At 62.6% G+C, this 20375-nt stretch carries 20 protein-coding genes; 10 read left to right on the forward strand and 10 right to left on the reverse strand.

What is annotated here, in order from left to right:
- A complete protein-coding gene (locus L1K66_RS05510) occupies positions 1-2181 on the reverse strand; it encodes a TonB-dependent receptor (protein ID WP_252259968.1) in 2181 nt (726 codons plus the stop codon).
- A gap of 173 nt (positions 2182-2354) precedes the next feature.
- Between L1K66_RS05510 and L1K66_RS05515 the strand changes: the two genes are divergently transcribed.
- Positions 2355-2699 carry an arsenate reductase family protein gene (locus L1K66_RS05515; protein ID WP_034951999.1) on the forward strand — a complete coding sequence of 115 codons (345 nt, stop codon included), beginning with the start codon at positions 2355-2357 and terminating at the stop codon, positions 2697-2699.
- A gap of 5 nt (positions 2700-2704) precedes the next feature.
- On the opposite strand, the gene L1K66_RS05520 is transcribed toward L1K66_RS05515, so the two are convergent.
- Together L1K66_RS05520 and L1K66_RS05525 are read right to left on the reverse strand one after the other, a co-directional pair.
- The gene (locus L1K66_RS05520) at positions 2705-4051 is read right to left on the reverse strand and encodes an MFS transporter (RefSeq protein WP_252259969.1); all 1347 of its coding nucleotides are present in this window, start codon (positions 4049-4051) and stop codon (positions 2705-2707) included.
- Positions 4052-4111: 60 nt separating this feature from the next.
- The gene (locus tag L1K66_RS05525) at positions 4112-4951 is read right to left on the reverse strand and encodes a hypothetical protein (protein WP_252259970.1); all 840 of its coding nucleotides are present in this window, start codon (positions 4949-4951) and stop codon (positions 4112-4114) included.
- Positions 4952-5062: 111 nt separating this feature from the next.
- Here L1K66_RS05525 and lipB point away from each other — a divergent pair, with 111 nt between their 5' ends.
- Positions 5063-5755 carry a lipoyl(octanoyl) transferase LipB gene (gene lipB, locus L1K66_RS05530; RefSeq protein ID WP_252259971.1) on the forward strand — a complete coding sequence of 231 codons (693 nt, stop codon included), beginning with the start codon at positions 5063-5065 and terminating at the stop codon, positions 5753-5755.
- A complete protein-coding gene (locus L1K66_RS05535) occupies positions 5752-6078 on the forward strand; it encodes a hypothetical protein (protein WP_252259972.1) in 327 nt (108 codons plus the stop codon). The genes lipB and L1K66_RS05535 overlap by 4 nt, the downstream gene beginning before the upstream one ends.
- A 5-nt stretch (positions 6079-6083) precedes the next feature.
- Here L1K66_RS05535 and L1K66_RS05540 read toward each other — a convergent pair whose 3' ends face one another.
- Positions 6084-7196 carry an alkene reductase gene (locus L1K66_RS05540; protein ID WP_252259973.1) on the reverse strand — a complete coding sequence of 371 codons (1113 nt, stop codon included), beginning with the start codon at positions 7194-7196 and terminating at the stop codon, positions 6084-6086.
- Positions 7197-7264: 68 nt separating this feature from the next.
- On the opposite strand from L1K66_RS05540, the gene L1K66_RS05545 reads away from it, so the two are divergent.
- Positions 7265-8188 (forward strand): DMT family transporter, encoded by a 924-nt coding sequence (locus tag L1K66_RS05545; protein WP_252259974.1) that lies wholly within the window; start codon positions 7265-7267, stop codon positions 8186-8188.
- Here the strand turns inward: L1K66_RS05545 and L1K66_RS05550 are convergent.
- Together L1K66_RS05550 and nadA are read right to left on the reverse strand one after the other, a co-directional pair.
- The gene (locus tag L1K66_RS05550) at positions 8185-8448 is read right to left on the reverse strand and encodes a hypothetical protein (RefSeq protein ID WP_252259975.1); all 264 of its coding nucleotides are present in this window, start codon (positions 8446-8448) and stop codon (positions 8185-8187) included. The genes L1K66_RS05545 and L1K66_RS05550 overlap by 4 nt on opposite strands.
- Entirely contained in the window at positions 8448-9449 is a 1002-nt protein-coding gene (nadA, locus tag L1K66_RS05555) for a quinolinate synthase NadA (RefSeq protein ID WP_252259976.1), read from the reverse strand. Before nadA ends, L1K66_RS05550 begins: the two co-directional genes overlap by 1 nt.
- 104 nt (positions 9450-9553) lie before the next feature.
- Here nadA and L1K66_RS05560 point away from each other — a divergent pair, with 104 nt between their 5' ends.
- Complete coding sequence (locus tag L1K66_RS05560; RefSeq protein WP_252259977.1) at positions 9554-11161, forward strand: class I adenylate-forming enzyme family protein; 1608 nt, start codon at positions 9554-9556, stop codon at positions 11159-11161.
- Positions 11162-11189: 28 nt separating this feature from the next.
- Here the strand turns inward: L1K66_RS05560 and L1K66_RS05565 are convergent, their stop codons facing one another.
- Positions 11190-11972, reverse strand: a complete 783-nt coding sequence (locus L1K66_RS05565; RefSeq protein ID WP_252259978.1) for a hypothetical protein — start codon at positions 11970-11972, stop codon at positions 11190-11192.
- A 60-nt stretch (positions 11973-12032) separates the two neighbouring features.
- Positions 12033-12911 carry an MBL fold metallo-hydrolase gene (locus L1K66_RS05570; protein ID WP_252259979.1) on the reverse strand — a complete coding sequence of 293 codons (879 nt, stop codon included), beginning with the start codon at positions 12909-12911 and terminating at the stop codon, positions 12033-12035.
- A 57-nt stretch (positions 12912-12968) separates the two neighbouring features.
- Between L1K66_RS05570 and glpK the strand changes: the two genes are divergently transcribed.
- Complete coding sequence (glpK, locus tag L1K66_RS05575) at positions 12969-14438, forward strand: glycerol kinase GlpK (RefSeq protein ID WP_252259980.1); 1470 nt, start codon at positions 12969-12971, stop codon at positions 14436-14438.
- On the opposite strand, the gene L1K66_RS05580 is transcribed toward glpK, so the two are convergent.
- Both L1K66_RS05580 and L1K66_RS05585 read right to left on the reverse strand, forming a co-directional pair.
- Positions 14435-14896: a DUF1465 family protein gene (locus L1K66_RS05580; protein ID WP_252259981.1), complete on the reverse strand. Its 462-nt coding sequence runs from the start codon at positions 14894-14896 to the stop codon at positions 14435-14437. The genes glpK and L1K66_RS05580 overlap by 4 nt on opposite strands.
- Before the next feature lie 272 nt (positions 14897-15168).
- A complete protein-coding gene (locus L1K66_RS05585) occupies positions 15169-15366 on the reverse strand; it encodes a YdcH family protein (protein WP_034952023.1) in 198 nt (65 codons plus the stop codon).
- Positions 15367-15656: 290 nt separating this feature from the next.
- On the opposite strand from L1K66_RS05585, the gene L1K66_RS05590 reads away from it, so the two are divergent.
- The 4 genes from L1K66_RS05590 (at position 15657) to L1K66_RS05605 (ending at position 20354) form a co-directional block, all read left to right on the forward strand.
- Positions 15657-15836 carry a DUF465 domain-containing protein gene (locus L1K66_RS05590; protein WP_034952025.1) on the forward strand — a complete coding sequence of 60 codons (180 nt, stop codon included), beginning with the start codon at positions 15657-15659 and terminating at the stop codon, positions 15834-15836.
- 85 nt (positions 15837-15921) lie between these two features.
- Positions 15922-18204, forward strand: coding sequence for a phosphoenolpyruvate--protein phosphotransferase (gene ptsP, locus L1K66_RS05595; protein ID WP_252260441.1), 2283 nt, complete (start codon positions 15922-15924; stop codon positions 18202-18204).
- A gap of 149 nt (positions 18205-18353) precedes the next feature.
- A complete protein-coding gene (locus tag L1K66_RS05600; protein ID WP_252259982.1) occupies positions 18354-19208 on the forward strand; it encodes a helix-turn-helix domain-containing protein in 855 nt (284 codons plus the stop codon).
- Positions 19209-19376: 168 nt separating this feature from the next.
- Entirely contained in the window at positions 19377-20354 is a 978-nt protein-coding gene (locus L1K66_RS05605; protein ID WP_407931978.1) for a tetratricopeptide repeat protein, read from the forward strand.
- The last annotated feature ends 21 nt before the right edge of the window (positions 20355-20375 follow it).

Below are 20375 nucleotides of genomic sequence, written 5' to 3' on the forward strand. Positions count from 1 at the left end.
TCAGAAACGTCCCGTAATCGTGAACCGCGCGTTGAGCGGCGGCGCCACTGTCAACTCATTGGCAGAGTGGGCGTTGGGGAAATACAGTTCGTCAAACAGGTTTTCGACATTGACCTGCAAACGCAGGTTCTCGTTCACGTCGTAGAACACCGCCATATCGACCCGCGCATAGGACGGCAGCGTCGCCGTATTGCCGTTGTCGGCAAAGCTTTCGTCCTGCGCCGTAAGGCCAAGCCCGAAACCAAGTTGATCGGTCGCCTGGAAGTTGTTCCAGATCGAGAACATGTTCTCAGGCAGTTCGCGCAGGCGCCGGCCGGTCGGGCCGGTACGGCTTTGCTGTTCGCCGTCGAGATAGGAATAGCCGGCCGAAAGGAACCACCAATCGGTGACCTGCCCCTGCAACTGGGCTTCGAAGCCGCGGATCTTCGAATCGATGACATCAAGCGTGCCCGGATTGTTGTCCGCAACTTGCGGTGATGATTGCTCGATCTGGAATACCGCACCCGTCAGCGCGAGGCCCGGGCGGATGTCCCACTTCACCCCGGCTTCGAGGTTGGAGAAGGTATCCGGCTCCAGTGCGTCAGCCGGTGGGTTGATATCGGCAAACTGATCGCCCGAACGCGGCAGGAAGGTTTCCGAATAGCTGGTGTAAATCGAAAGGTTCTGCTGCGGCTTCAGGATCAGGCCGAGCCGAGGGGTGATCTCCTCGTCCTTTCGGGTGCGAACCGCTCCAGTGCGATTGTCGAGCACGGTGATTTCGAAACTGTCGAACCGCGCGCCCAGCACCACCCGGATCCATTCCGCCAGCTTGATCTCGTCCTGGATGTAAGCCGAAACTACCGCCAGATCGGCTTCGGTGTCGTCATTGAGCGCGGTGAACGGGCCGCGGGTTGTGCGTCCGTCTGCCGTCGTGCCGACGCCTCCGCGCAGGGGCAGCGGGCGAACTGCCGGGAAGAATTCGACATCGGTGCGGCGGCCATCGAGCACTGCCGTGTCGAACACCGGGTTGAAGCGATCATTGTTGTTGCTTGTGTCGATGAACTCGCCACCCACGATCAGCGTATGCTCGATCCCGCCAGTCGCGAATTCACCGATCAGATTTCCTGAAAGCACGAGATTCTGGCGCTGCGTCGTGTCGATATAGCCATCCATCGCCACAACATTGGTGGCGGGGTTGTAGCCGACTGGGAAATAGTTGGAGTAAACCTTGTCGTAGTCACCCCACGAAGCGGTGAGATTGCCCTTCAGATTGTCCGAGAACACATGTTGCAGCGTGCCGCGCAGGACATGGGCCTGGAAGGTGGTGTAGTTTTCTTCCGGGTCGCCGAAGGTAATGTCCTTTAGGCCACGAACCGGATCGCCGTTGTCATCGGTGGGGATGCCGCGATCGATGAAGCGTTCGTGATCGATATATTCATAGGCGAGATCGATGGTGGTGCGATCACCCAATTGTGCGCGGAAGGTGGGGTTGATGGCGAATTGATCACCGTCGAAGAAATCGCGGTGATTGTTGAGATTCTCATAGGCTGCGTTGATCCGCAGCGCCGAGTTCTCACCCGTGGCGAGGTTGACGTCCGCCCAGATGTCGAAGGCGCCGAAAGTGTCAACCGAGGTGCGGAAGCCGGTGAAATTCTCGCCGATGACACCCTTCTTGGTCACGCGATTGAGGATGCCGCCGGTTCCGCCGCGTCCGAACAGCAGGGCGTTGGGGCCCCGCAGGATTTCCACCTGCTCAAGATTGTAGAGACCGCGATAATATTCGACGTCATCCCGTACCCCGTCGACGAAGAAGTCGGCGGTGGACCGGACGCCCCGGAACACCACGGCATCGCGGTGTCCTTCGCCCTGCGAACTGGTGACACCGGGGGTGTAAAGCACGATGTCCCCGATTGAATCGAAGCCCTGCTGGATGATCTGATCGGCGGTGGTGATGCTGAGCGATTGCGGGACGTCGATGATCGGGGTCGGCGTCTTCAGCGCATTCATTTCGTTGGAATAGAGGACATCGCCGGTGACGACGATATTCGGTCCGCGATCGGCTGAATCCTCGGCGGAACTTTCCGCAGCGACGCCGCTACCTGCTTCGGTGGTTTCCGCGAGCGCGGGGAACGCCATTGCTGCGCAGCCGAGCAAGAGAGCGGTGCGGGCGAGTCGATAGGTCATCGGTTGTTTTGCAATCATGGAGGGGGTGCTATTGCAACCTATTCGCAAGTGCAAGGATGTTTTTGAGAATAATTCGCATTTCAAGCTTGTGTGGCAATTCTGCCGAGCCTTACCCTGCGCAGGCTGCTCCTGCTTGATCGACGGTGCGGCTTGCGGCAGGGCGCACGCAAATCGAAACGGAGACACCCGAGATGAAGGCAACCATCTGGCACAATCCCAAATGCGGTACTTCGCGAAAGACGCTGGCGATCCTTGAAAACCTTTCGAAGGTCGATCTGACGGTGGTGGAATACCTCAAGGACCCGCCTTCGCGCGAAAAGCTCGCGCAACTGTTCGCCGACGCCGGAATGACGCCGGCCGAAGGGTTGCGTCTCCGCGGCACCGACGCGGAGGAGCGTGGCCTGCCGCAAGCCGATGCAGACACCATCCTTGATGCGATGGTCGCCGATCCGATCCTGATCAACCGCCCGCTTGTGGAAACGGAAAAGGGTGTGGCGCTGTGCCGCCCGCAGGATGAAGTGTTGAAACTTCTGTAGCCGCGTCAGTTCCGGTCGCGGGTCAGATCGCGGTCGGCCTGCAAGGCGAACCAGCCGTGGCCGAGAACGATCAGGCATAGAGCGACGATCAGGCCGAAACCGAGCCAGTCGGAATGGCCATACAGCCATACGCCAAGAGCGGGGGCGTAGATGTAGCTCGCCCCTGCTAGCGACGCGACGATGCCCGATGCCTGACCCTGCTCCGCGCGGGTAACCGCGAGCGACGTGCCCGCCGTGGTACCGGGCCGGAACAGGCCGAAGCCGAGCGATGCGATGGCGTATCCCAGCGCGATCATGTGCAGGTCGCCCGCCACCCCAAGCAATATCGTCCCGACAGCCGCCGTTGTTATGCCCCATAGCGTCGCGGCGCGCGGCCCGAGGTCGAAGCGCGGGATCAGGCCCCATTGCGCAACCAGCGTGGCAAGCGCACCGGCCATCAATACGAGCCCGACCGGCCCCGCACCAAGTTCTGGTGTCGCCCTCAGGCCCAGCCGGTCGAGCACCAGAAAGCCCGAAATTCCCAATACCATCGCTTGCGCATGGCCGCCGAAGAACCCGGCGATGATCCAGGGGCGCAGGCGCATATCACGCCAGCCAAGACGGGGTGGCTCCTCGCCTTCTTCCAGTTCGAGCGAAGCCTCCGGATCGCTCGGCGCACCCGAACCGCTCGAATAGGGTGCGGCCAGCCCGCGTGCCGCAAATTGCGGTTCGTCATTGGGCAGGCGCCAGCGCAACAGCAGCACTGCAGCAAGCCCGATCGCGGCAAAGCAGATAAACGGCCCCGTCAGCCCCAGCCCGAGGAAGGGCAGCACCATCAAAGGCGCCAGTGCCGGACCGATAACCGTGCCGAGCCCGAAGCTGGAAGCGATCAACGACAGCGCCTGCGTGCGCTGGCTGCGCGGCGTGCGCGACGCGACATAGGCCTGCACCGCCGGGGGCGCTGCGCTTCCGAAACCGCCATAAAGGCTGCGCGCCGCGGCAAATGCGATCAACGCCCACAGCGCGGAAAGCCAGCCCGAAAGTCCCGCATAGAGCGCAAGTCCGCAAAGCAGCATCGACACGATAAAGCCGGTCAGACCCACCGCCATCATCGCCTTGCGTCCGCGCTTGTCCGAACGCCGCGCCCAGATCGGGGCGCACACCACCCACAACAACGCAGACCAGCTGTAGGCAAGGCTGATCCAGACGTCGTCTACCTGCAGCGCGGTGCCGATTGACGGCATCACCGATTGCATCGCGGTGTTGCCTGCCGCTGTCACCAGCATGACCGTGAACAGCAACGCCATGCGCCCGCCGGAAATCGGATTGGCGGCGATGCTTTTCTGATCAGGCGGGGCGTCGGCTTCGGCCATCAACAATGGCGCTAGGCCAGAGTGTCCGTGCTTTCAATCAGCGAATTGACGTGTCCCCCTTCAATCGAAGGTTTCGAGATCCGCCCTCGATGCTCCCGGAGCAAGCTGGCGGTGGATTGCGGCCACCACGCAAAGGAACAGGCCGCCGACAATGGCGCTGCTGAGGCTGGAAACGAAGCCTGCGCCTATGCTGGCAACAGGATCGCCGAACGCGGCCAGGATGGTTGTGAGCACCAGAGTGACGACCAGCGAAACCAGCCCGACCACAATCAGCAGCACGAAAAGGAAGACGAAGATCAGCAGCGAATTGCCTTTGGTCAAAGCCCACGAACGCTTCATCACCGAAATCGGATTGAGATCACCCTCGATCCCGATGATCGCAGGGATCAGGATGAGCTTGATCGAGGCATAGATGGCCGCGATGACCACGATGATCCCGACCAATATCCCCAAGGCGGGGGTAATAAGCACCGCGCCGGTAACGAGCAGACCGCCGACCAGAACGATCGCGAGGCCGAAGATCAACTGCGTGGCCAAGTAGATCGGCGCTCCCCGAAAGCCCGCTTTCAGCGCGTCGCCCACAGTCGGATTACCGCGTTCCGCAAACAGCGCCAGCACCGCAACCGACCCGACATAGGCGGCAAGGGTCGTCGCCAGGAAATAAGGCCACCCGGTCGCGTATTGCTCCTGCAGGGTTTCCATCATCGCCTTGAAGGCGGCTTCGGGATCGCTGCCTCCGGGGGCGGGCGGGGGTGCCGGATTGGCGACTTCGGGGACAAGCAGGGTGATCGCGAAACTTGGCAGGAAATAGAAAAGCCCGACGATTGTGGTGAGAAGCCCGAAGTTCGAACCGATCAGTCCGGTCGCATCCGACCATGCCTTGCCCATGTCGAGTTTCACGTCAGATCCCTTCTGCTGTCGCCGAAACCAATGCCGCCTGACGCGGCCGGATATGCATGGATCGGCGATTGACCCCTTGATTAGCGCGTTCAATGCCCCCACGCAGGGTCAATGGCAAGCATTGCACTCGATTTGACTGATCCGCACAGCGTCGAATGGCAGCGCGAAAGCGCGCCGGTCGGATACACTGCGGCGCTGGAAGCTATGGAGGAACGCGCGCGGGCGATCTCTGCGGGTGAGGCAGACGAGTTGATCTGGCTGCTCGAACATCCGCCCGTTTACACCGCCGGCACCAGCGCGGATCCGGCTGAACTGGTCGATCCGCGTTTCGAAGTGGTCGAGGCAGGCAGGGGCGGGCGCTACACCTATCACGGGCCGGGCCAGCGGGTCGGATATCTGATGCTGGACCTTGGCAAGCGCGGCAAGGACGTGCGCTGTTTCGTCCATGCCATCGAAGGCTGGGTGATCGACACTCTGGCCACCTTCGATATCGAGGCATGGCGCTGCGAAGGGCGCGTGGGCATCTGGACGCAGGATATCGACGGGCGCGAGGCGAAGATCGGCGCAATCGGCGTCCGGGTCCGGCGCTGGGTCACGCTGCATGGTTTTTCGGTCAATCTCGATCCCGACCTGTCGCATTTCGGCGGGATCGTGCCCTGCGGGATCGACGAATTCGGCGTCACCAGCATGGCGCGGCTTGGCAAATCGATCACCAGCGAGCAATGGGACGAGGCGCTGATCGGGCAGGCTGGACGTTTCCTCGGTGCGCTGGAAACCGCCCGGCAAAAGGCATGTAGCAAATGATCCGCAAACTGATTCCGATTTCGCTCTTGGCCACGCTGGCGCTCGCCGGGTGCGGGGATGAAGCCGCCGGCGATGGCGAAGCTGTGGCGACTGGGGGAGAGGCCGCTGGCGAAGTGCTGGGCGGGACGATCAGCGACGACATGCTCCCGCTGGAGGAACTGACTTCGACATCGCCTCCGGCGGCGCGTCAATCCACCACCACCACTGTAACGACCAGCACTGATGGTGGAGAGACTTCGGTGGAAACCACCATCACCACCACCAACGACCCAGCCGCGCCTGCTCCGACGCCGCCGGCACCACCGGCGACGCCCGAGGGATAAGGGGATTATTCCGCCGCTTCGGACTGTTCCTGTTCGAGCGTCGGATAGTCAACGTAGCCTTCCGGAATCGGGAAGTACCAGCTCTTGGGCACATCCTTGTTCGGGTTCCAGTGCGCCCCGGCCGCGATCCGCTTTTCGAGATCGGGGTTCGAGATATAGGGTCGGCCAAAGCTCACGGCATCGCACTTTCCGCTCGACACATCGGCGTCGGCTTCCTCAGCGGTATAATCCGAATTGAGGATCAGCGGGCCGGAATAGATCGAGCGGATCAGCGGGCTCTGCTTGGGCACATCGGTCTGGCCGAAAGTACCCTCCGGCCCCGGTTCGCGCAGTTCGACAAAGGCAAGGCCCAGTTCCTCGCACACCTTGGCCGCCGCGCCGAATGTCGCGGGCGGGTTGCTATCGTCGGTCCCTTGCGAATCGCCATTGGGTGAAAGGCGAATGCCGACCCGGTCCGCGCCCCAGACATCAATGATCGCTTCCAGGACTTCGCGCATGAAGCGGGTGCGGTTTTCCGGGCTGCCGCCATATTCGTCGGTGCGCAGATTGGTCTTGTCGCGCAGGAACTGGTCCACAAGGTAGCCGTTCGCGCCGTGCAACTGCACACCGTCAAAACCGGCCTTTTTCGCGTTCTCGGCGGCGCGGCGATAATCGCCAATGGTGCGCTGGATATCCTCATGAGTCATTGCGCGCGCGGTCGCGTATTCGCTCTTGCCCTGCGGCGTATGCGCTTCGCCGGGAGCCTTGGTCGCGCTGGCGGAAAACGGCGGTTCGCCGCCGAGGAAATAGGGGTGGACGATGCGCCCCATGTGCCACAGCTGCATGACGATCAGGCCGCCTTCCTCGTGCACTGCCTTGGTCGTCGCCTTCCACGCTTCGGTCTGTTCGTCGCTCCAGATGCCGGGAGCCGAGGGCCAGCCCAGACCTTCGACGCTGATCCCGGTCGCTTCGGTCAGGATCATGCCCGCGCCTGCGCGCTGTCGGTAATAGGTCGCCATCAGATCATTGGGCACGAACATCGGATCGGCCGCGCGCCCGCGAGTAAGCGGAGCCATGAAAATGCGGTTCTTCGCTTCGAGCGCGCCCATCTTGAGCGGCTGGAACAGAGCGTCATGCATGTGAGGAATTCCTCCGGTTGGGTTTCAATTGGCTATTCACTTGGCGGCGATGGCCCTAAGGCGCAAGGATGGAAAATGAGGGGGGCACCCAAGAAAAGCTGTTCAACGTAAAGGCGGCGCTTTTGCTGGCGGCGCTGCTTGGCGGCAATTTCGCGCTGGCGCTGGGGCCGTGGCTGGTCCGGCTGACCGATACGGGGCCTGTTAGCGCGGCTTTCTGGCGGCTGTTTCTGGCGCTGCCGTTCCTTGTGCTGTTTGCGCGGTTTGCGGGGCAAAGGCTGACGGGGATGCCGCGCCGCACCTATGCGCTGGTGGCGGTGGGGGCGCTGGCCTTTGCCGGGGATCTGGCCAGCTGGCACATCGGGATCGGGATGACGCGGCTGGGCAATGCGACGCTGTTCGGCAATGCCGGGTCGATCATCCTTTTGTTCTGGGGCTTCATCATCGCGCGCATGCTGCCGCGCGGGCTGGAATGGCTGGCGATCGTATGCGCGCTGGCCGGGGCAGGAATATTGCTGGGCCGCAGCCTCGAAATTTCGGCCGAGACTTTCGCCGGGGACCTGTTCTGCATCACCGCCGGATTGCTTTACGCAGTCTATCTGCTGACGCTTCAGGGTGAAAGAGCACGCTTCGGATCGTGGAGCCTGCTGGTGTGGGTCAGCATCTTTGCCGCACCCGCGCTGCTGATGCTGGCGCTCGCGCTGGGCGAGCCGGTGTGGCCGACCGACTGGACCCCGGTGGTGGTGCTGTTCATCACCAGCCAGCTGATCGGTCAGGGGCTGCTGGTCTATTCGCTCGGCCACTTCCCGCCGCTGATCATCGGGCTTGCGCTGCTGACCCAGCCCGCGATTGCGGCAGTGATCGGATGGAGCGTGTTTGGCGAAGTGTTGAGCGGCCTCGACATCGCCGGAATGGTGCTGCTGGGCAGCGCACTGGTCGTGGCGCGGGCGACGACGAGGAAGGCGGGGCCGGGGATGGTGCAGAAGAGCGATTAGGCGCGCTCGAACACCGCAAAAACACCGTTGGACACTTCCGCAAAGGCAAAGGTGTAAGAAACGCCGCCGGCTTCACCGGCAAACATCTCGAAGTCGCGGCGCGTTCCGAATAGCGGATCGTGCAGACGAACCGTGCCGATCCGTTCCCGGCAGACATTCCAATAGTCGCAAGGCCACCGGTCAAGACACTCGCCTTGCGCAGGCGTACCGGAAAAGCGCCAGCCTTTCAGGCGGTTGAGGACTGCCGCCTTTGCCGACATCAATCCCCCTTGAACGGCACCTTGCCCAGATCGCCCATGCCCACTGTGCCGCTGGCCATTTCCAGCATCCGGTCGAGGCTCTTTTTCGCTTTCAGGCGGATGTCTTCCTCGATCTCGATGCGCGGTTCCAGATCGCGCAGCGCGGTGTACATCTTCTCCATGGTGTTCAATGCCATGTAGGGGCAGATGTTGCAGTTGCAGTTGCCGTCCCCGCCGGGCGCGCCGATGAAGGTTTTTTCAGGCAGCGCCTTTTCCATCTGGTGCATGATGTGCGGCTCTGTCGCGACGATCAGCGTGTCGCCCGGAAACTCCTTGGCGAATTTCAATATGCCGCTGGTCGAGCCGACATAATCGGCATGATCGATGATCGCGGGCGGGCATTCCGGGTGCGCGGCCACGGGTGCGCCCGGGTGCTGCTCTTTCAGTTTCAAGAGCTCGGTTTCGCTAAAGGCTTCGTGGACGATGCACACCCCCGGCCACAGCAGCATTTCCCGGTTGAACTTGCGCGACAGCCAGCCGCCAAGGTGGCGATCGGGGCCGAAGATGATCTTCTGCTCAGGCGGGATCTGCGAAAGGATCGTTTCCGCGCTGGAGCTGGTGACGATCACGTCGGACAGTGCCTTCACCTCGGTCGAACAATTGATGTAGGTCAGCGCGATGTGATCGGGGTGCGCTTCGCGGAAAGCCTTGAACTTTTCGGGCGGGCAGCTGTCTTCGAGGCTGCACCCGGCGTCCATGTCGGGCAGCACCACGATCTTGTCGGGCGAAAGGATCTTCGCCGTGTCAGCCATGAATTTCACGCCGCAGAACAGGATCACGTCGGCATCGGTTTCCGCCGCCTTGCGCGACAGCTCCAGACTGTCGCCGACGAAATCGGCAATGTCCTGAATATCCGGGGTCTGGTAATAATGCGCGAGGATCACGGCGTTGCGTTCCTTGCGCAGCCGGTTGATCTCGGCCAGCAAATCGTCGCCGGTGGGAACTTTGGTTTCAATGCTCATGCGTGATCCCCGATAATCATCTTGCGCCCGACATAGGGATTGATGCGCCAGAATTCGAGCAATTTTCATGCTTCCTGTGGTAACGTGCTTGGGGGGAGAACGAGATGTACCAACTGAACCTGACGCGCGCCTATTGTCCGGCGCAGGCCGATACACCCTATAGCGAACGGACCATCGAAGAGGTCCTGCGTGAACAGGCGGCGCTGCGTCCGGCTGAGAAGGCCCTGCGCGAACTGCTTGCCGACGGAACCATCGGACGCGAATGGAGCTATTCGCAGCTGCTTGGCGATGCCGAACGATGCGGGCGGGCGCTGGCCGCGCGGCACCCGGCGGGGACGCGGATCGCGATCATGGGCGGCAATTGCCCGGAATGGGTGCTGGTCCAGCTGGGCGCGGCGATGGCGGGGTTGACGCTGGTGACGGTCAACCCCTCGTTCCTTGCCCGCGAAGTGCGGTACGTGCTCGAACAATCCGGGTCGGGCGCGGTCTATTACCAGCCCAATGTCCGGGGCAGCGCGCTGCGTCCGATTGTCGATGAAGCGGCGGCGGGCCTGCCGGCGCATGATCACGTCATCGACATCACCGATCACGCCGAGCTGTTTGCGGGCGAAGGCGACGGGGCGCTGCGCCCTACCAAGCCGCACGACATCGTGATGATCCAGTACACTTCGGGAACCACGGGCTTTCCCAAAGGCGTTTTGCTGCACCAGCACGGCCTGGTTCAAAGCAATTTCGACGTGTTCACCCGGTGGAACCTTGCCCCCGGCAAGACGGTGATGTGTCCTTTCCCGCTTTTTCATACCGCCGGCAGCGCGGTGTGTGTGCTCGGCACGATCGCGCACGGCGCCACCTTGCTTCTGGTATCGGTGTTCGATCCGGTTGCGGTGGCAAAGGCGATCGAACGGGAACAACCCGAAGTGCTGGGCGGGGTCGCCACGATGATCTTCGCCATCATCGAAGCCGCGCGATCAACCGGCACTGACGTGTCGAGTATCGAAACCGTGATCAGCGGGGGTGCGATGGTCCAGCCTGCGCTGAACAAGGCGGCGCAGGACACCTTCGGCGTGCCGATCCTGATCGTCTATGGCCAGACCGAAACCTCGCCCGCGATCACCGCCGCATGGCCGGGCGACACCGGCGCGGAACTGGTCGAAACGATCGGTCAGCCGTGCAGCCATATGGAAGTGTCAATCCGCTCTCCCAAGGACAATTCGGTGTGCGCCGTGGACGAGGAAGGCGAAATCTGCATGCGCGGTTACAACATGATGGTGGGCTATAACGACAATCCGAAAGCGACCGCCGAAACGATTGATGCCGACGGGTGGCTGCACACGGGCGATCTCGGCAGCATGAGCGCGCGCGGCTATGTGAAGATCACGGGCCGGGTGAAGGAGATGATCATCCGTGGCGGGGAAAACCTGTTCCCTGCCGAAATCGAAGCCGCGATGCTCGAACATCCCGCCGTCGCCGAGGTCGCGTGTGCAGGGGTGCCGGACGACAAATGGGGCGAAATCGTCGCCTGCTTCATGCGGTTGGCGGAAGGGGCTGCACGGCCCACGGATGACGAATTGAAAGCGCATGTGCGCGCCCGATTGTCCCCGCAAAAGACCCCGGCGCATTGGGTGTGGATGCAGCAATTCCCGCTGACGGGTTCTGGAAAGATTCAAAAATTCCAGCTGGCGGAGGACTTTGCAAAGGGGCGGATCGAATAGCGAATGGCTCCGCCCCTCGCGCCCGGGGTCACATTGTGAAACCGTCGGGCAGGAAGGGCTCCATCGGGCGTTCGGCACCCGGAGTGCCATCGACGATCCACTCTGTCACGCCGATCCCGAATTGGCTGTATCCGACCACCATCGATACCGCGAAGGTCGCGACATAGGCGCCCAGGCCCCACCAATAGGCGGGATGCACTTCGCCCCGGCTGCGCTTGTCGGCGATTATTCCGATCACCGGCCAAATGAAGGTGACGAGCGTGGTGATGAGCCATGAATTCGGGATCATCAACGGCAGGGGCAGCAATCGACCAAGGCCGGGGCCGGTCAGGATCGCCATCGCGCACAGCATCAGCCTTCGATGCCATCCCGTATGGCGGCGCTGTTTCAGTGACCAGAACGCGAGCCCGCCAAAGCACCACAGCACAGCGGTGTTGCTCCAGAAAAATTCGCTCTTGTGAAAGAAGAAAGGTCCGCCGTTACGCTGGAGGACGACGACCATGATCAACGTGCCTGCCACCAGCATGGCCGGGATCAGCAGATAGGCCGTTTTACCCAGCCGGGCGTGTAACGCGGAATTGCCGGACCCGATCAGAATATGCTGCGCAAGGTAAAGCGCGACCCATGCAAAAAAGATGATGCCGTGCAGGTGAAACGGCCATGGCACTGCAAAACTGGACCGCCCAAATCCCAGCTGAACCGAAAAGCCCGCGACGATCACCAGCGACATCACGATCGCCATCACCGTGAAAAATCGCGTGTCTGAAATCCCGGTTTGCGCATGCGCGCCCGAATTGGCCGATGTTGCCACTGAACCGAACCCCCGATTTTCTGCACCCGTCGTCAGACTAGGCGCAATCCGGCGCACGGGTCAATCCGAGCGCCAGACCCCGTCCAGTTGCACCGCGAGCCCGCGCTTTTGCAGGTCGATCAGATGCGCGCTGACGCTCATTTCGGCTGCCGGGATCAGGCGCTCGTCAAGTCCCTTGTACATGTCGGGGATGAACTCGGAGACGGGCCGCGCTCGCTCGCGCATCAGCCGCAGGATCTGGTTTTCGCGCTGGCGGCGATGGCCGATCATGCCGCGCACCAGTTGGCGCGGTTTCTCGATCGCGGCGCCGTGGGCCGAATGGTACACGCGGTCTTCACGCGCCAACAGCTTTTCGAGGCTGGCCAGATAATCGCCCATGTCGCCATCGGGCGGAACCACGACGCTGGTGGACCAGCCCATCACGTGATCGCCGGTGAACAGCGCGCCGCTTTCTTCAAGCGCGAAACACAGGTGATTGGAGGTGTGGCCCGGTGTCGCCACCGCTGTTAGCGTCCACCCGGTCCCGCGCATGGCCTCGCCATCCTCCAGCACCCGGTCAGGCGCGTAAGTGGTGTCGAAGGCTTCATCCGAGCGCGGCAAATCGGTGCTGAGCGAAAGCGGCGCGCAGCCGACCACAGGCGCGCCCGTCAATTCGGCAAGCGGGATGGCGGCCGGGGAGTGATCGCGGTGCGTGTGGGTGCACATGATCGCGGTGAGCTTGCGCCCGCCAATCGCTGCCATGATTGCGTCGATATGCGCCGCGTCGCTGGGACCCGGATCGATCACCGCGCAATCCGGCCCGTCGCTTTGCCCGATCACATAGGTCTGCGTGCCGGTGAAGGTATAGGGCGAAGGATTGGGCGCGAGCACACGGCGCACCAGCGGTTCCAGCTGCTCGGCAAGCCCGGTGGGCCATGGTTTGGGAGGGATTTGGGCCATGCCCTTGCATATGGTGGAGAGGATGGCACATGTCACGCCTCAGAAAAGAGGAGTGTGATGAGCGACTATATTCTCGTCCTTGATGAAGGGACCACGTCCACCCGCGCCATGCTGTTCGCCAGCGACGGGGTGCTTGTCGCCAGCGCACAGGAAGAACTCACGCAGCATTACCCGCGCTCCGGCTGGGTCGAACATGATGCTACCGAGATCTGGGCCAAGACGCTGGAATGCGCGATGGAGGTGATCCCCAAGGCGGGCGGGGCGGCTTGCGTGGCGGCAATCGGCATCACCAACCAGCGCGAAACCGTTGTCGCATGGGACAAGTACAGCGGAGAGCCGCTGACCCGCGCAATCGTCTGGCAGGATCGCCGGACTGAGCCGTTCTGCGCGGAGTTGCGCGCCGCCGGGCACGAGGCCGAAGTGCAGCGCCGCACCGGCCTGCTGCTCGATCCCTATTTCTCGGGCACCAAGATGCGCTGGATGCTCGATAATGTGCCCGAGGTCAGGGCCGCTGCCGACAAGGGAACGCTCGCCTTTGGCACGGTCGAAAGCTGGCTGATGTTCAAGCTGACCGGCGGCGATCATGTCACCGATGCCAGCAACGCCAGCCGTACGCTGTTGATGGAGCTGGCGGGGGCCGGTTTCGATCACGGGCTGTGCGATCTGTTCGGTGTGCCGCATTCCGCCTTGCCCGGCGTGGTCGACATGTCGGGGGAACTGGGGCTGACGGCCGAAGGGCTGTTCGGACGCCGGATTCCGATCACGGGTCTGGCGGGCGATCAGCAGGCGGCAACCATCGGCCAGGCCTGCCTTGCTCCGGGAGAGACAAAGGCGACCTTTGGTACCGGGGCGTTCGTGCTGACCAATCAGGGGTCGACAATACCGCAATCGCAAAACCGGATGCTGGGCACCGTGCTGTGCCAGATCGCTGGGCAGCGCAGCTACGCGATCGAAGGGTCTGTGTTTGTCGCGGGCAGCCTTGTGCAATGGCTGCGCGATTCGCTCGGCATTGTCGATGTCGCCAGTCAGACCGAAGAGCTGGCGCGCTCGATCCCGTCGAGCGGCGGGGTCACCATCGTCCCCGCGCTGTCTGGCCTTGGCGCGCCGCACTGGAATGCCGATGCGCGCGGCGTGATCACGGGTTTGAGCTTTTCCAGCGGCAAGGCCGAACTGGCGCGCGCCGCGCTGGAGGCGATGGCGCATCAGACCTATGACCTCGCACAGGCGTTTGCCGCCGATGGCGCTCCCTGGGGCACTCTAAGGATCGATGGGGGCATGGCAGCCAACGACTGGATGGCGCAGGATTTGGCCGACATGCTGGGACTCACCGTCGAACGGCCCGGCTTTGTCGAAACCACCGCGCTGGGTGCGGCGATGCTGGCGGCTGCGGGTGCGGGGCTTTACACTGATCTCGACACCGCTGCGCAGGCGATGCGCGGGGATTTGACCGCCTTCAGTCCCGCAATGGATGACGATGTGAGGCAGGAAAGGCTGACGCGCTGGCGTGCCGCTCTGGCTGCGGCCTAGCCCAAGTCTTTCAGACGCCGTTCCAGACGGCTGTGAATCGCGCGTGCAGGCGATGCCATTTCGAAACCGCTGCGCCACGCTTCGTCCAGCCGGGCGATGCGCTGGTGCAGCTTTTCGGTCTCATCGATCAATTCGCGTGTCTCCGGCTCGAGCAGCGCGAGTGCAGCCGGATCCGCCTTGCGATCTGGGGGCAGGGTGCCGTGCTGGCGCACCTGACGCTCGCTCAATTCACCGGAGAAAAAGGCGCGCTGGTTGAGCAGCCATGCAAGGATGTGCATCATCCGCGTGGTGGTTTTCAGCCCTTCGGTCGAAAGCGCGATGCGCACTTGCGATTCTTCCCCCGCCTCGGGCTCCCGAGTACCGAGCGCGAAAACGGCGCGCACGTCATCGGCAAGCACCAGTGCTTCGGTGTAGAGCGCCGCGATAATCGGGCGGGAAAGATTTGTCGTTCGGGTCATGCCGGATCGGAACTATGCGCGATGTCGTCCCAATACCAGCAGCCTATGGTTACTATCCCGGCAGGATTTGGCCCCGTCCCGTCCCGGCACATTAACCGTCCGCGACTTACACGTTAGCTACGTCCCCGAAGCGTCGCCAGACGCGAGGATATCGCGCGCCGGATGGCGTGCTCAAAAACTCCCGGCCTGCCTTGGCGGGCCGCAAGGGCGACTGCCCGCCCGCAGCGTCACCAGTCGCGAGGACATCGCACGCCGGATGGCGTGCGGAAAAACTACGCGATGATATCGGGCAGCAGCGTGTCTTCGATGATCGCGATCTGATCCTTCAATCGCAATTTGCGCTTTTTCAGGCGGGCAATCTGCAACTGGTCAGTCGATCCCGCTTCGGTAAGCGCGGTGATTGCCGCGTCCAGATCACGGTGTTCGGTGCGCAGCAGTTCGAGACGCTTCTGGAGTTCCTTTTCATCCATTCCGTCGAAACCTGCCTCACACCGTTTAATTCGGCGTCACCATGCGGCAAAAACCGCGGGGCCGCCATGCCGCTTTGCCATTTGTGCGCATGATATGATGCGCCATTGTTACGCAGTCACCCGCAGTTTCGCTCACGCTTCGTCGCGGATTTGCGCAGGCGCACCGATTCACTTTTCCGAAGGGGTTTGCAAGCACTCTCGTTTGTGATCAGATTGTGATCTGCGGCTCGGCCGCTGATGCCGAGTCGCTCCCCGGGGGCAGCCCCCCGCTGATGAAAAGGAGAATGCATATGGCATCGTCACCCGCATCTGGCGCAGCTTCGTCTCACCTGAATGCTCTCCAATCCAAGCACGCCGGCCTCGAAGCCCGTCTGCGCGACGAAATGGCTCGGCCCGTGCCCGATGCGGCCATGATCCAGCAACTCAAGAAGCAGAAACTGAAGCTCAAGGAAGAGATCGCGCGCTGTTAGCGGCGTCCGTTTCCCCTTTCTGCGACGAACCGTGTTGCAAGCGGCTTTGCTTTTGCGCGCCTGAGAGTTTACGTCCATGGCGATCATGAGCGCCGCCGCTTCCGCCCGTCAAATTCTCACCAGCCTGCACGAAGTCATGGCTTCGCGCCTGCACGCGCAGGGCAAGCTGGATTCGGTGGTCGAAATCATAGGTGAAAGCCTGTCGAGCGAGGTGTGCTCGATCTACCTTCTGCGCGACGGAATGCTCGAACTGTTCGCCACCCGCGGCCTGAACAAGAGCGCGGTGCACGTGACCCGCATGGCCATCGGTGAAGGGCTGACCGGGACGATCGCCGACAATATCGAGACGCTCAACCTCGCCGAGGCCAAGGCGCATCCCGATTTCAGCTACCGTCCGGAAACGGGGGAGGAAAAATTCCACTCCTTCGCCGGGGTCCCGATCGTCTACCGCGAGCGTGCGGTTGGCGTGCTGTGCGTGCAGCATGTCGAGCCGCGCCGCTATGAAGAGGTCGAGATCGAAGCCCTGCAGACCACTGCGATGGTGCTTTCGGAACTGATCACAAATGCCGATCTGGTGGACGAGGAGGAGGCGCTTGGCCTGACTGCCGCGCAGCAGGGGCCGCAGACCGTCACGGGTCTTTCGCTGGTGAAGGGGCTGGCCGCCGGAGTCGCCGCCTATCACCAGCCGCGCGTCCAGATCACGCAAGTCATGGCCGAGGATGTCGAGGCCGAACGCCAGCGCGTGTATCTCGCCTTTGACAAGATGCGCGAGCAGATCGACGGGCTGTCCAACCAGGCCGAATTCGGCATTGGCGGCGAACACGAAGAGGTTCTCGAGACCTACAAGATGTTCGCCTATGACGAAGGCTGGTCGCGGCGCATCAATGAAGCGATCGACAGCGGACTTACCGCCGAAGCCGCAATCGAACGTGTGCAGCAACACACACGGATGCGGATGCGCGAGATCGACGATCCGTTGCTGGCAGACCGGATGCACGATCTGGAAGATCTCGCGAACCGGCTGTTGCGCATCGTTTCGGGCCAGCTTGGCACCGCCGCGCAGCAGGGTTTGCGCAAGGACACGATCCTGATCGCCAAGAACCTCGGCCCGGCGGAACTGCTCGAATATGATCGCCGTCGGCTCAAAGGCGTGATCCTTGAGGAAGGATCGCTAACCGCGCACGTCGTGATCGTGGCCCGCGCGATGGGCATTCCCGTTCTGGGCCGCGCCAATCACGGCAAAGGCGGATTGCGCGGGATCGTGCGCGATGGCGATGAAATCCTGCTGGATGCGACCGCCGCAAACGCGACCGTGCGCCCGTCTCCGCAAGTCGCCGATGCCTTTGCCCAGCGTTTCGCCAAGACCAAGGAAAAGCAGGCGGCCTATGCCAGCCTGCGCGATGTCGAGCCCTTCACCCGCTGCGGCACGCGGATTCAGGTAATGATGAATGCGGGGCTGCGCGATGACATGGCCTCGCTGGCGATGACGGGCGCGGACGGGGTGGGCCTGTTCCGCACCGAATTCCAGTTCCTCGTTTCCGCCACTCTGCCGCAGCGCGAACGCCAGCTGAAACTCTATCGCGACGTGCTGGATGCGGCAGGAGACAAGCCGGTGATCTTCCGCACGGTGGACATCGGCGGCGACAAGTCGGTGCCCTATCTGGCCTCGCGCATTGCCGAGAATGACGAGAATCCGGCGATGGGCTGGCGTGCGCTGCGACTGGCGCTGACCCGCAAGGGATTGATGAAGGCGCAGGCGCGCGCATTGCTCGAAGCGGCGGCGGGCCGTTCACTTTACGTGATGTTCCCGATGGTGTCCGAGCCGTGGGAATTCGACATGGCCAAGGCGGTTTTCGACGACCAGCTGGCATTCCTGCGCGCCAAGAAGAAGCGCGTGCCCGAGGCGATTCATTTCGGCGCGATGCTCGAAGTTCCGGCGCTTGCAGAAGTGCTCGACCTTTTGCTGCCCAAGCTCAGTTTCCTGTCGGTCGGCACCAATGATCTGACACAGTTCCTGTTCGCCGCCGATCGCGGCAATCCCGCGCTTGCCGAACGTTATGACTGGCTCAGCGTGTCGATCATGCGGTTCCTGCGCCGGGTGTCGCAAAGCACCGTCGGCACCAATGTCGATCTGGGCGTATGCGGCGAAATGGGCGGGCGCAGGCTGGAGGCGCTGGCGCTGCTCGGCATCGGTTTCCGGCGACTTTCGATCACTCCGGCGGCGGTCGGCCCGATCAAGGAGCTGGTGCGCAAGGTCGACCTGGCTGAATTGACTGCGGCGATGAACAGCTGGCTGGCCGAGCCGGGAATCGACCTGCGTCAGGCGTTGACCGATTGGGCAGCGGAGCGCGAAATCGAAGTCGATTGAGCGCCGCAAGCAACCGGTCACCCTTGTCAAAAGGCAATCCGCCTATCGAATCCGTCGATTTTGGAGCTAATCCTTGACAGCAGGTAAGTCGGCAAGCTTCATGGCAATTCACTATAGATACAAAAAACCACGTTAACGTGGACAGGGTCATGGACAGCGAACAGGACAGCACCGGCGAAGAGCCGACCGATCTGATGGAATCGGATACCGCCAGCATTGGCGACAGGCTCCGCAATGCGCGCGAGGCAAAGCGTCTGGACGTGGCGCATATCGCTGCGGAAACGCGCATTCCCCAGCGCCATCTCGAATCGATCGAGGCCGGGAAATTCGATGCTCTGCCATCGCGCACCTATGCGATCGGCTTTGCCAAGACCTATGCCCGCGCAGTCGGGATGGACCCTGCCGAAGTGGCCGAGGCCGTGCGCGAGGAACTGGCCGACGGCCATTCGCGGGCGTCGGCATTAGCAGGCGGAATGGAGCCGGGTGATCCGGCCAAGTTGCCGTCAGCCGGGCTAGCCTGGTTCGGCGCGATTGCGGCGATCATCTTCGCTGTCGGTCTGTTCTTCTTCTACAACACCTATTTTGCCGCCGGGACGGGCCCGGCTCCGCTGATCGCCGAAGCCGAGGATAGTCCGGCACCCGAACAGGTGCCTGCACAGGCCGGCGCAACAGGCGATCCGGCAACTGCCGCCAGCGCTGCGCCCACCGGAGGCGAAGTCGTCTTCACGGCAACGGGCGAAGGTGCGTGGGTCCGCTTCTATGAAGAGGGCGGGGAACGCCTGTTCGAAGGCGTGATGCAGGAAGGCGATACCTATTCCGTGCCCGCCGACGCTCAGGATCCGCGCCTCAACACCGGGCGGCCCAACCTGCTGACCATCACGATTGGCGGGAAAAGCGTGCCCCCGATCTCCGAAGACATGGTGCCGGTGGCCGACGCCCCCGTATCCGCAGCGGCCCTTCTGGCGCGCACCGATGACAGTGCCAATCGCGCCAGCGCGAACTGACTGATCCGGCTTGCAGCGGATTTTTGCTGCACATTCCCCGGTTTAGTAGCTCTGCGGGGTCGACTTGTCAGTCGGCCTTCGCCAGAGATTCTGCTCACGTTCAGGCGTGTCGTCCGATGATCGGTCACGGATCAGGACGCAAGTAGAAGAGAGGGAGCCAGTCCAGTCATGAACCCTGCCAAACCCTTCAAGAATCAGCCCTTTGCAATCATCGGGCGTTCGGTCCCGGTGCTGGGCGCGTTGGTCGCCGCGGCAGTTGTGGCAACCACGCCCATGCCAGCCGCCGCGCAAGACAATGCCGAAGCGCGCCTGCGCAAGGCCGAGGCCGAAATCCGCGCGCTCCAGCGTGCCGTGTTCCCGGGCGGGGACGGACGCTTTTTCGAACCGCAGATTACCGCTGACGGCACTGCCACCGGGCCGACCGTATCAACCGCACCTTCCACCACGGCGGTGACGGATATTCTTGCCCGGCTCGACGCGCTTGAATTGCAGCTGCAGCGGCTCACCGCTCGCAGCGAAGAAGCCAGCAACGCCATGGCCGGACTCGAAGCGCGTGTCGTAGCGCTCGAGACTGCCGCCGCCGCCACGCCTGCGGTGGTTGAGGAAGAAGTACCGAGCACGACCGACATGGGCCCTGCTGCTGTCACAAGCCGTACCCCTGCAACCGCTGCGGCGCAGCAGACGGCTCCTGCGGCAACCGGGCCAAGCGCCGAACGCGTGGCCGCCGTGCAGGCGATTGCCAAGCCGCAAACGGAAGACCCCGGCGATGACGAATATTCCTATGGCTTCCGCCTGTGGAACGCGGGCTTTTATCCCGAAGCGCGCCAGCAGCTTGCCGCGTTTGTCGAACAGTACCCCAATCATTCCCGGCTGACCTTCGGGCGCAACCTGCTGGGTCGCGCCTTCCTTGACGATGGCATGCCCGAAGAGGCCGCGCGCTGGTTCCTGCGCAATTATCAGGCTGATCGCACCGCCGCGCGCGCGCCGGACAGCCTGCTGTTCCTCGCCGAAGCGATGATCGCGATGGAAGATACGCGCCGCGCCTGTATCGCTTTGGCCGAATTTGGGGATACCTATCCGGCGATTGCATCGGGCAGACTGGCCGATCAGTATGCCAGCAACCTCGCCAAGGTGACCTGCCAGTAGGCACGGTGTGATTTGAGCTGG

The sequence above is a fragment of the Erythrobacter aurantius genome (assembly GCF_023823125.1).
GTDB classification, from domain to species: Bacteria; Pseudomonadota; Alphaproteobacteria; order Sphingomonadales; family Sphingomonadaceae; genus Erythrobacter; species Erythrobacter aurantius.

Bases quoted from the DNA above. Each gene is read 5' to 3' on its own strand.
- nadA (WP_252259976.1), bottom strand. From the start codon at position 9,449: ATGAGCATTGAAACCAAAGTTCCCACCGGCGACGATTTGCTGGCCGAG.
- glpK (WP_252259980.1), top strand. From the start codon at position 12,969: ATGAGCGACTATATTCTCGTCCTTGATGAAGGGACCACGTCCACCCGC.
- L1K66_RS05560 (WP_252259977.1), top strand. From the start codon at position 9,554: ATGTACCAACTGAACCTGACGCGCGCCTATTGTCCGGCGCAGGCCGAT.
- L1K66_RS05535 (WP_252259972.1), top strand. From the start codon at position 5,752: ATGATCCGCAAACTGATTCCGATTTCGCTCTTGGCCACGCTGGCGCTC.
- lipB (WP_252259971.1), top strand. From the start codon at position 5,063: ATGGCAAGCATTGCACTCGATTTGACTGATCCGCACAGCGTCGAATGG.
- L1K66_RS05570 (WP_252259979.1), bottom strand. From the start codon at position 12,911: ATGGCCCAAATCCCTCCCAAACCATGGCCCACCGGGCTTGCCGAGCAG.
- L1K66_RS05545 (WP_252259974.1), top strand. From the start codon at position 7,265: ATGGAAAATGAGGGGGGCACCCAAGAAAAGCTGTTCAACGTAAAGGCG.
- L1K66_RS05550 (WP_252259975.1), bottom strand. From the start codon at position 8,448: ATGTCGGCAAAGGCGGCAGTCCTCAACCGCCTGAAAGGCTGGCGCTTT.
- L1K66_RS05605 (WP_407931978.1), top strand. From the start codon at position 19,377: ATGAACCCTGCCAAACCCTTCAAGAATCAGCCCTTTGCAATCATCGGG.
- L1K66_RS05585 (WP_034952023.1), bottom strand. From the start codon at position 15,366: ATGGATGAAAAGGAACTCCAGAAGCGTCTCGAACTGCTGCGCACCGAA.
- L1K66_RS05510 (WP_252259968.1), bottom strand. From the start codon at position 2,181: ATGATTGCAAAACAACCGATGACCTATCGACTCGCCCGCACCGCTCTC.
- L1K66_RS05520 (WP_252259969.1), bottom strand. From the start codon at position 4,051: ATGGCCGAAGCCGACGCCCCGCCTGATCAGAAAAGCATCGCCGCCAAT.
- L1K66_RS05580 (WP_252259981.1), bottom strand. From the start codon at position 14,896: ATGACCCGAACGACAAATCTTTCCCGCCCGATTATCGCGGCGCTCTAC.
- ptsP (WP_252260441.1), top strand. From the start codon at position 15,922: ATGAGCGCCGCCGCTTCCGCCCGTCAAATTCTCACCAGCCTGCACGAA.
- L1K66_RS05590 (WP_034952025.1), top strand. From the start codon at position 15,657: ATGGCATCGTCACCCGCATCTGGCGCAGCTTCGTCTCACCTGAATGCT.
- L1K66_RS05600 (WP_252259982.1), top strand. From the start codon at position 18,354: ATGGACAGCGAACAGGACAGCACCGGCGAAGAGCCGACCGATCTGATG.
- L1K66_RS05540 (WP_252259973.1), bottom strand. From the start codon at position 7,196: ATGCATGACGCTCTGTTCCAGCCGCTCAAGATGGGCGCGCTCGAAGCG.
- L1K66_RS05515 (WP_034951999.1), top strand. From the start codon at position 2,355: ATGAAGGCAACCATCTGGCACAATCCCAAATGCGGTACTTCGCGAAAG.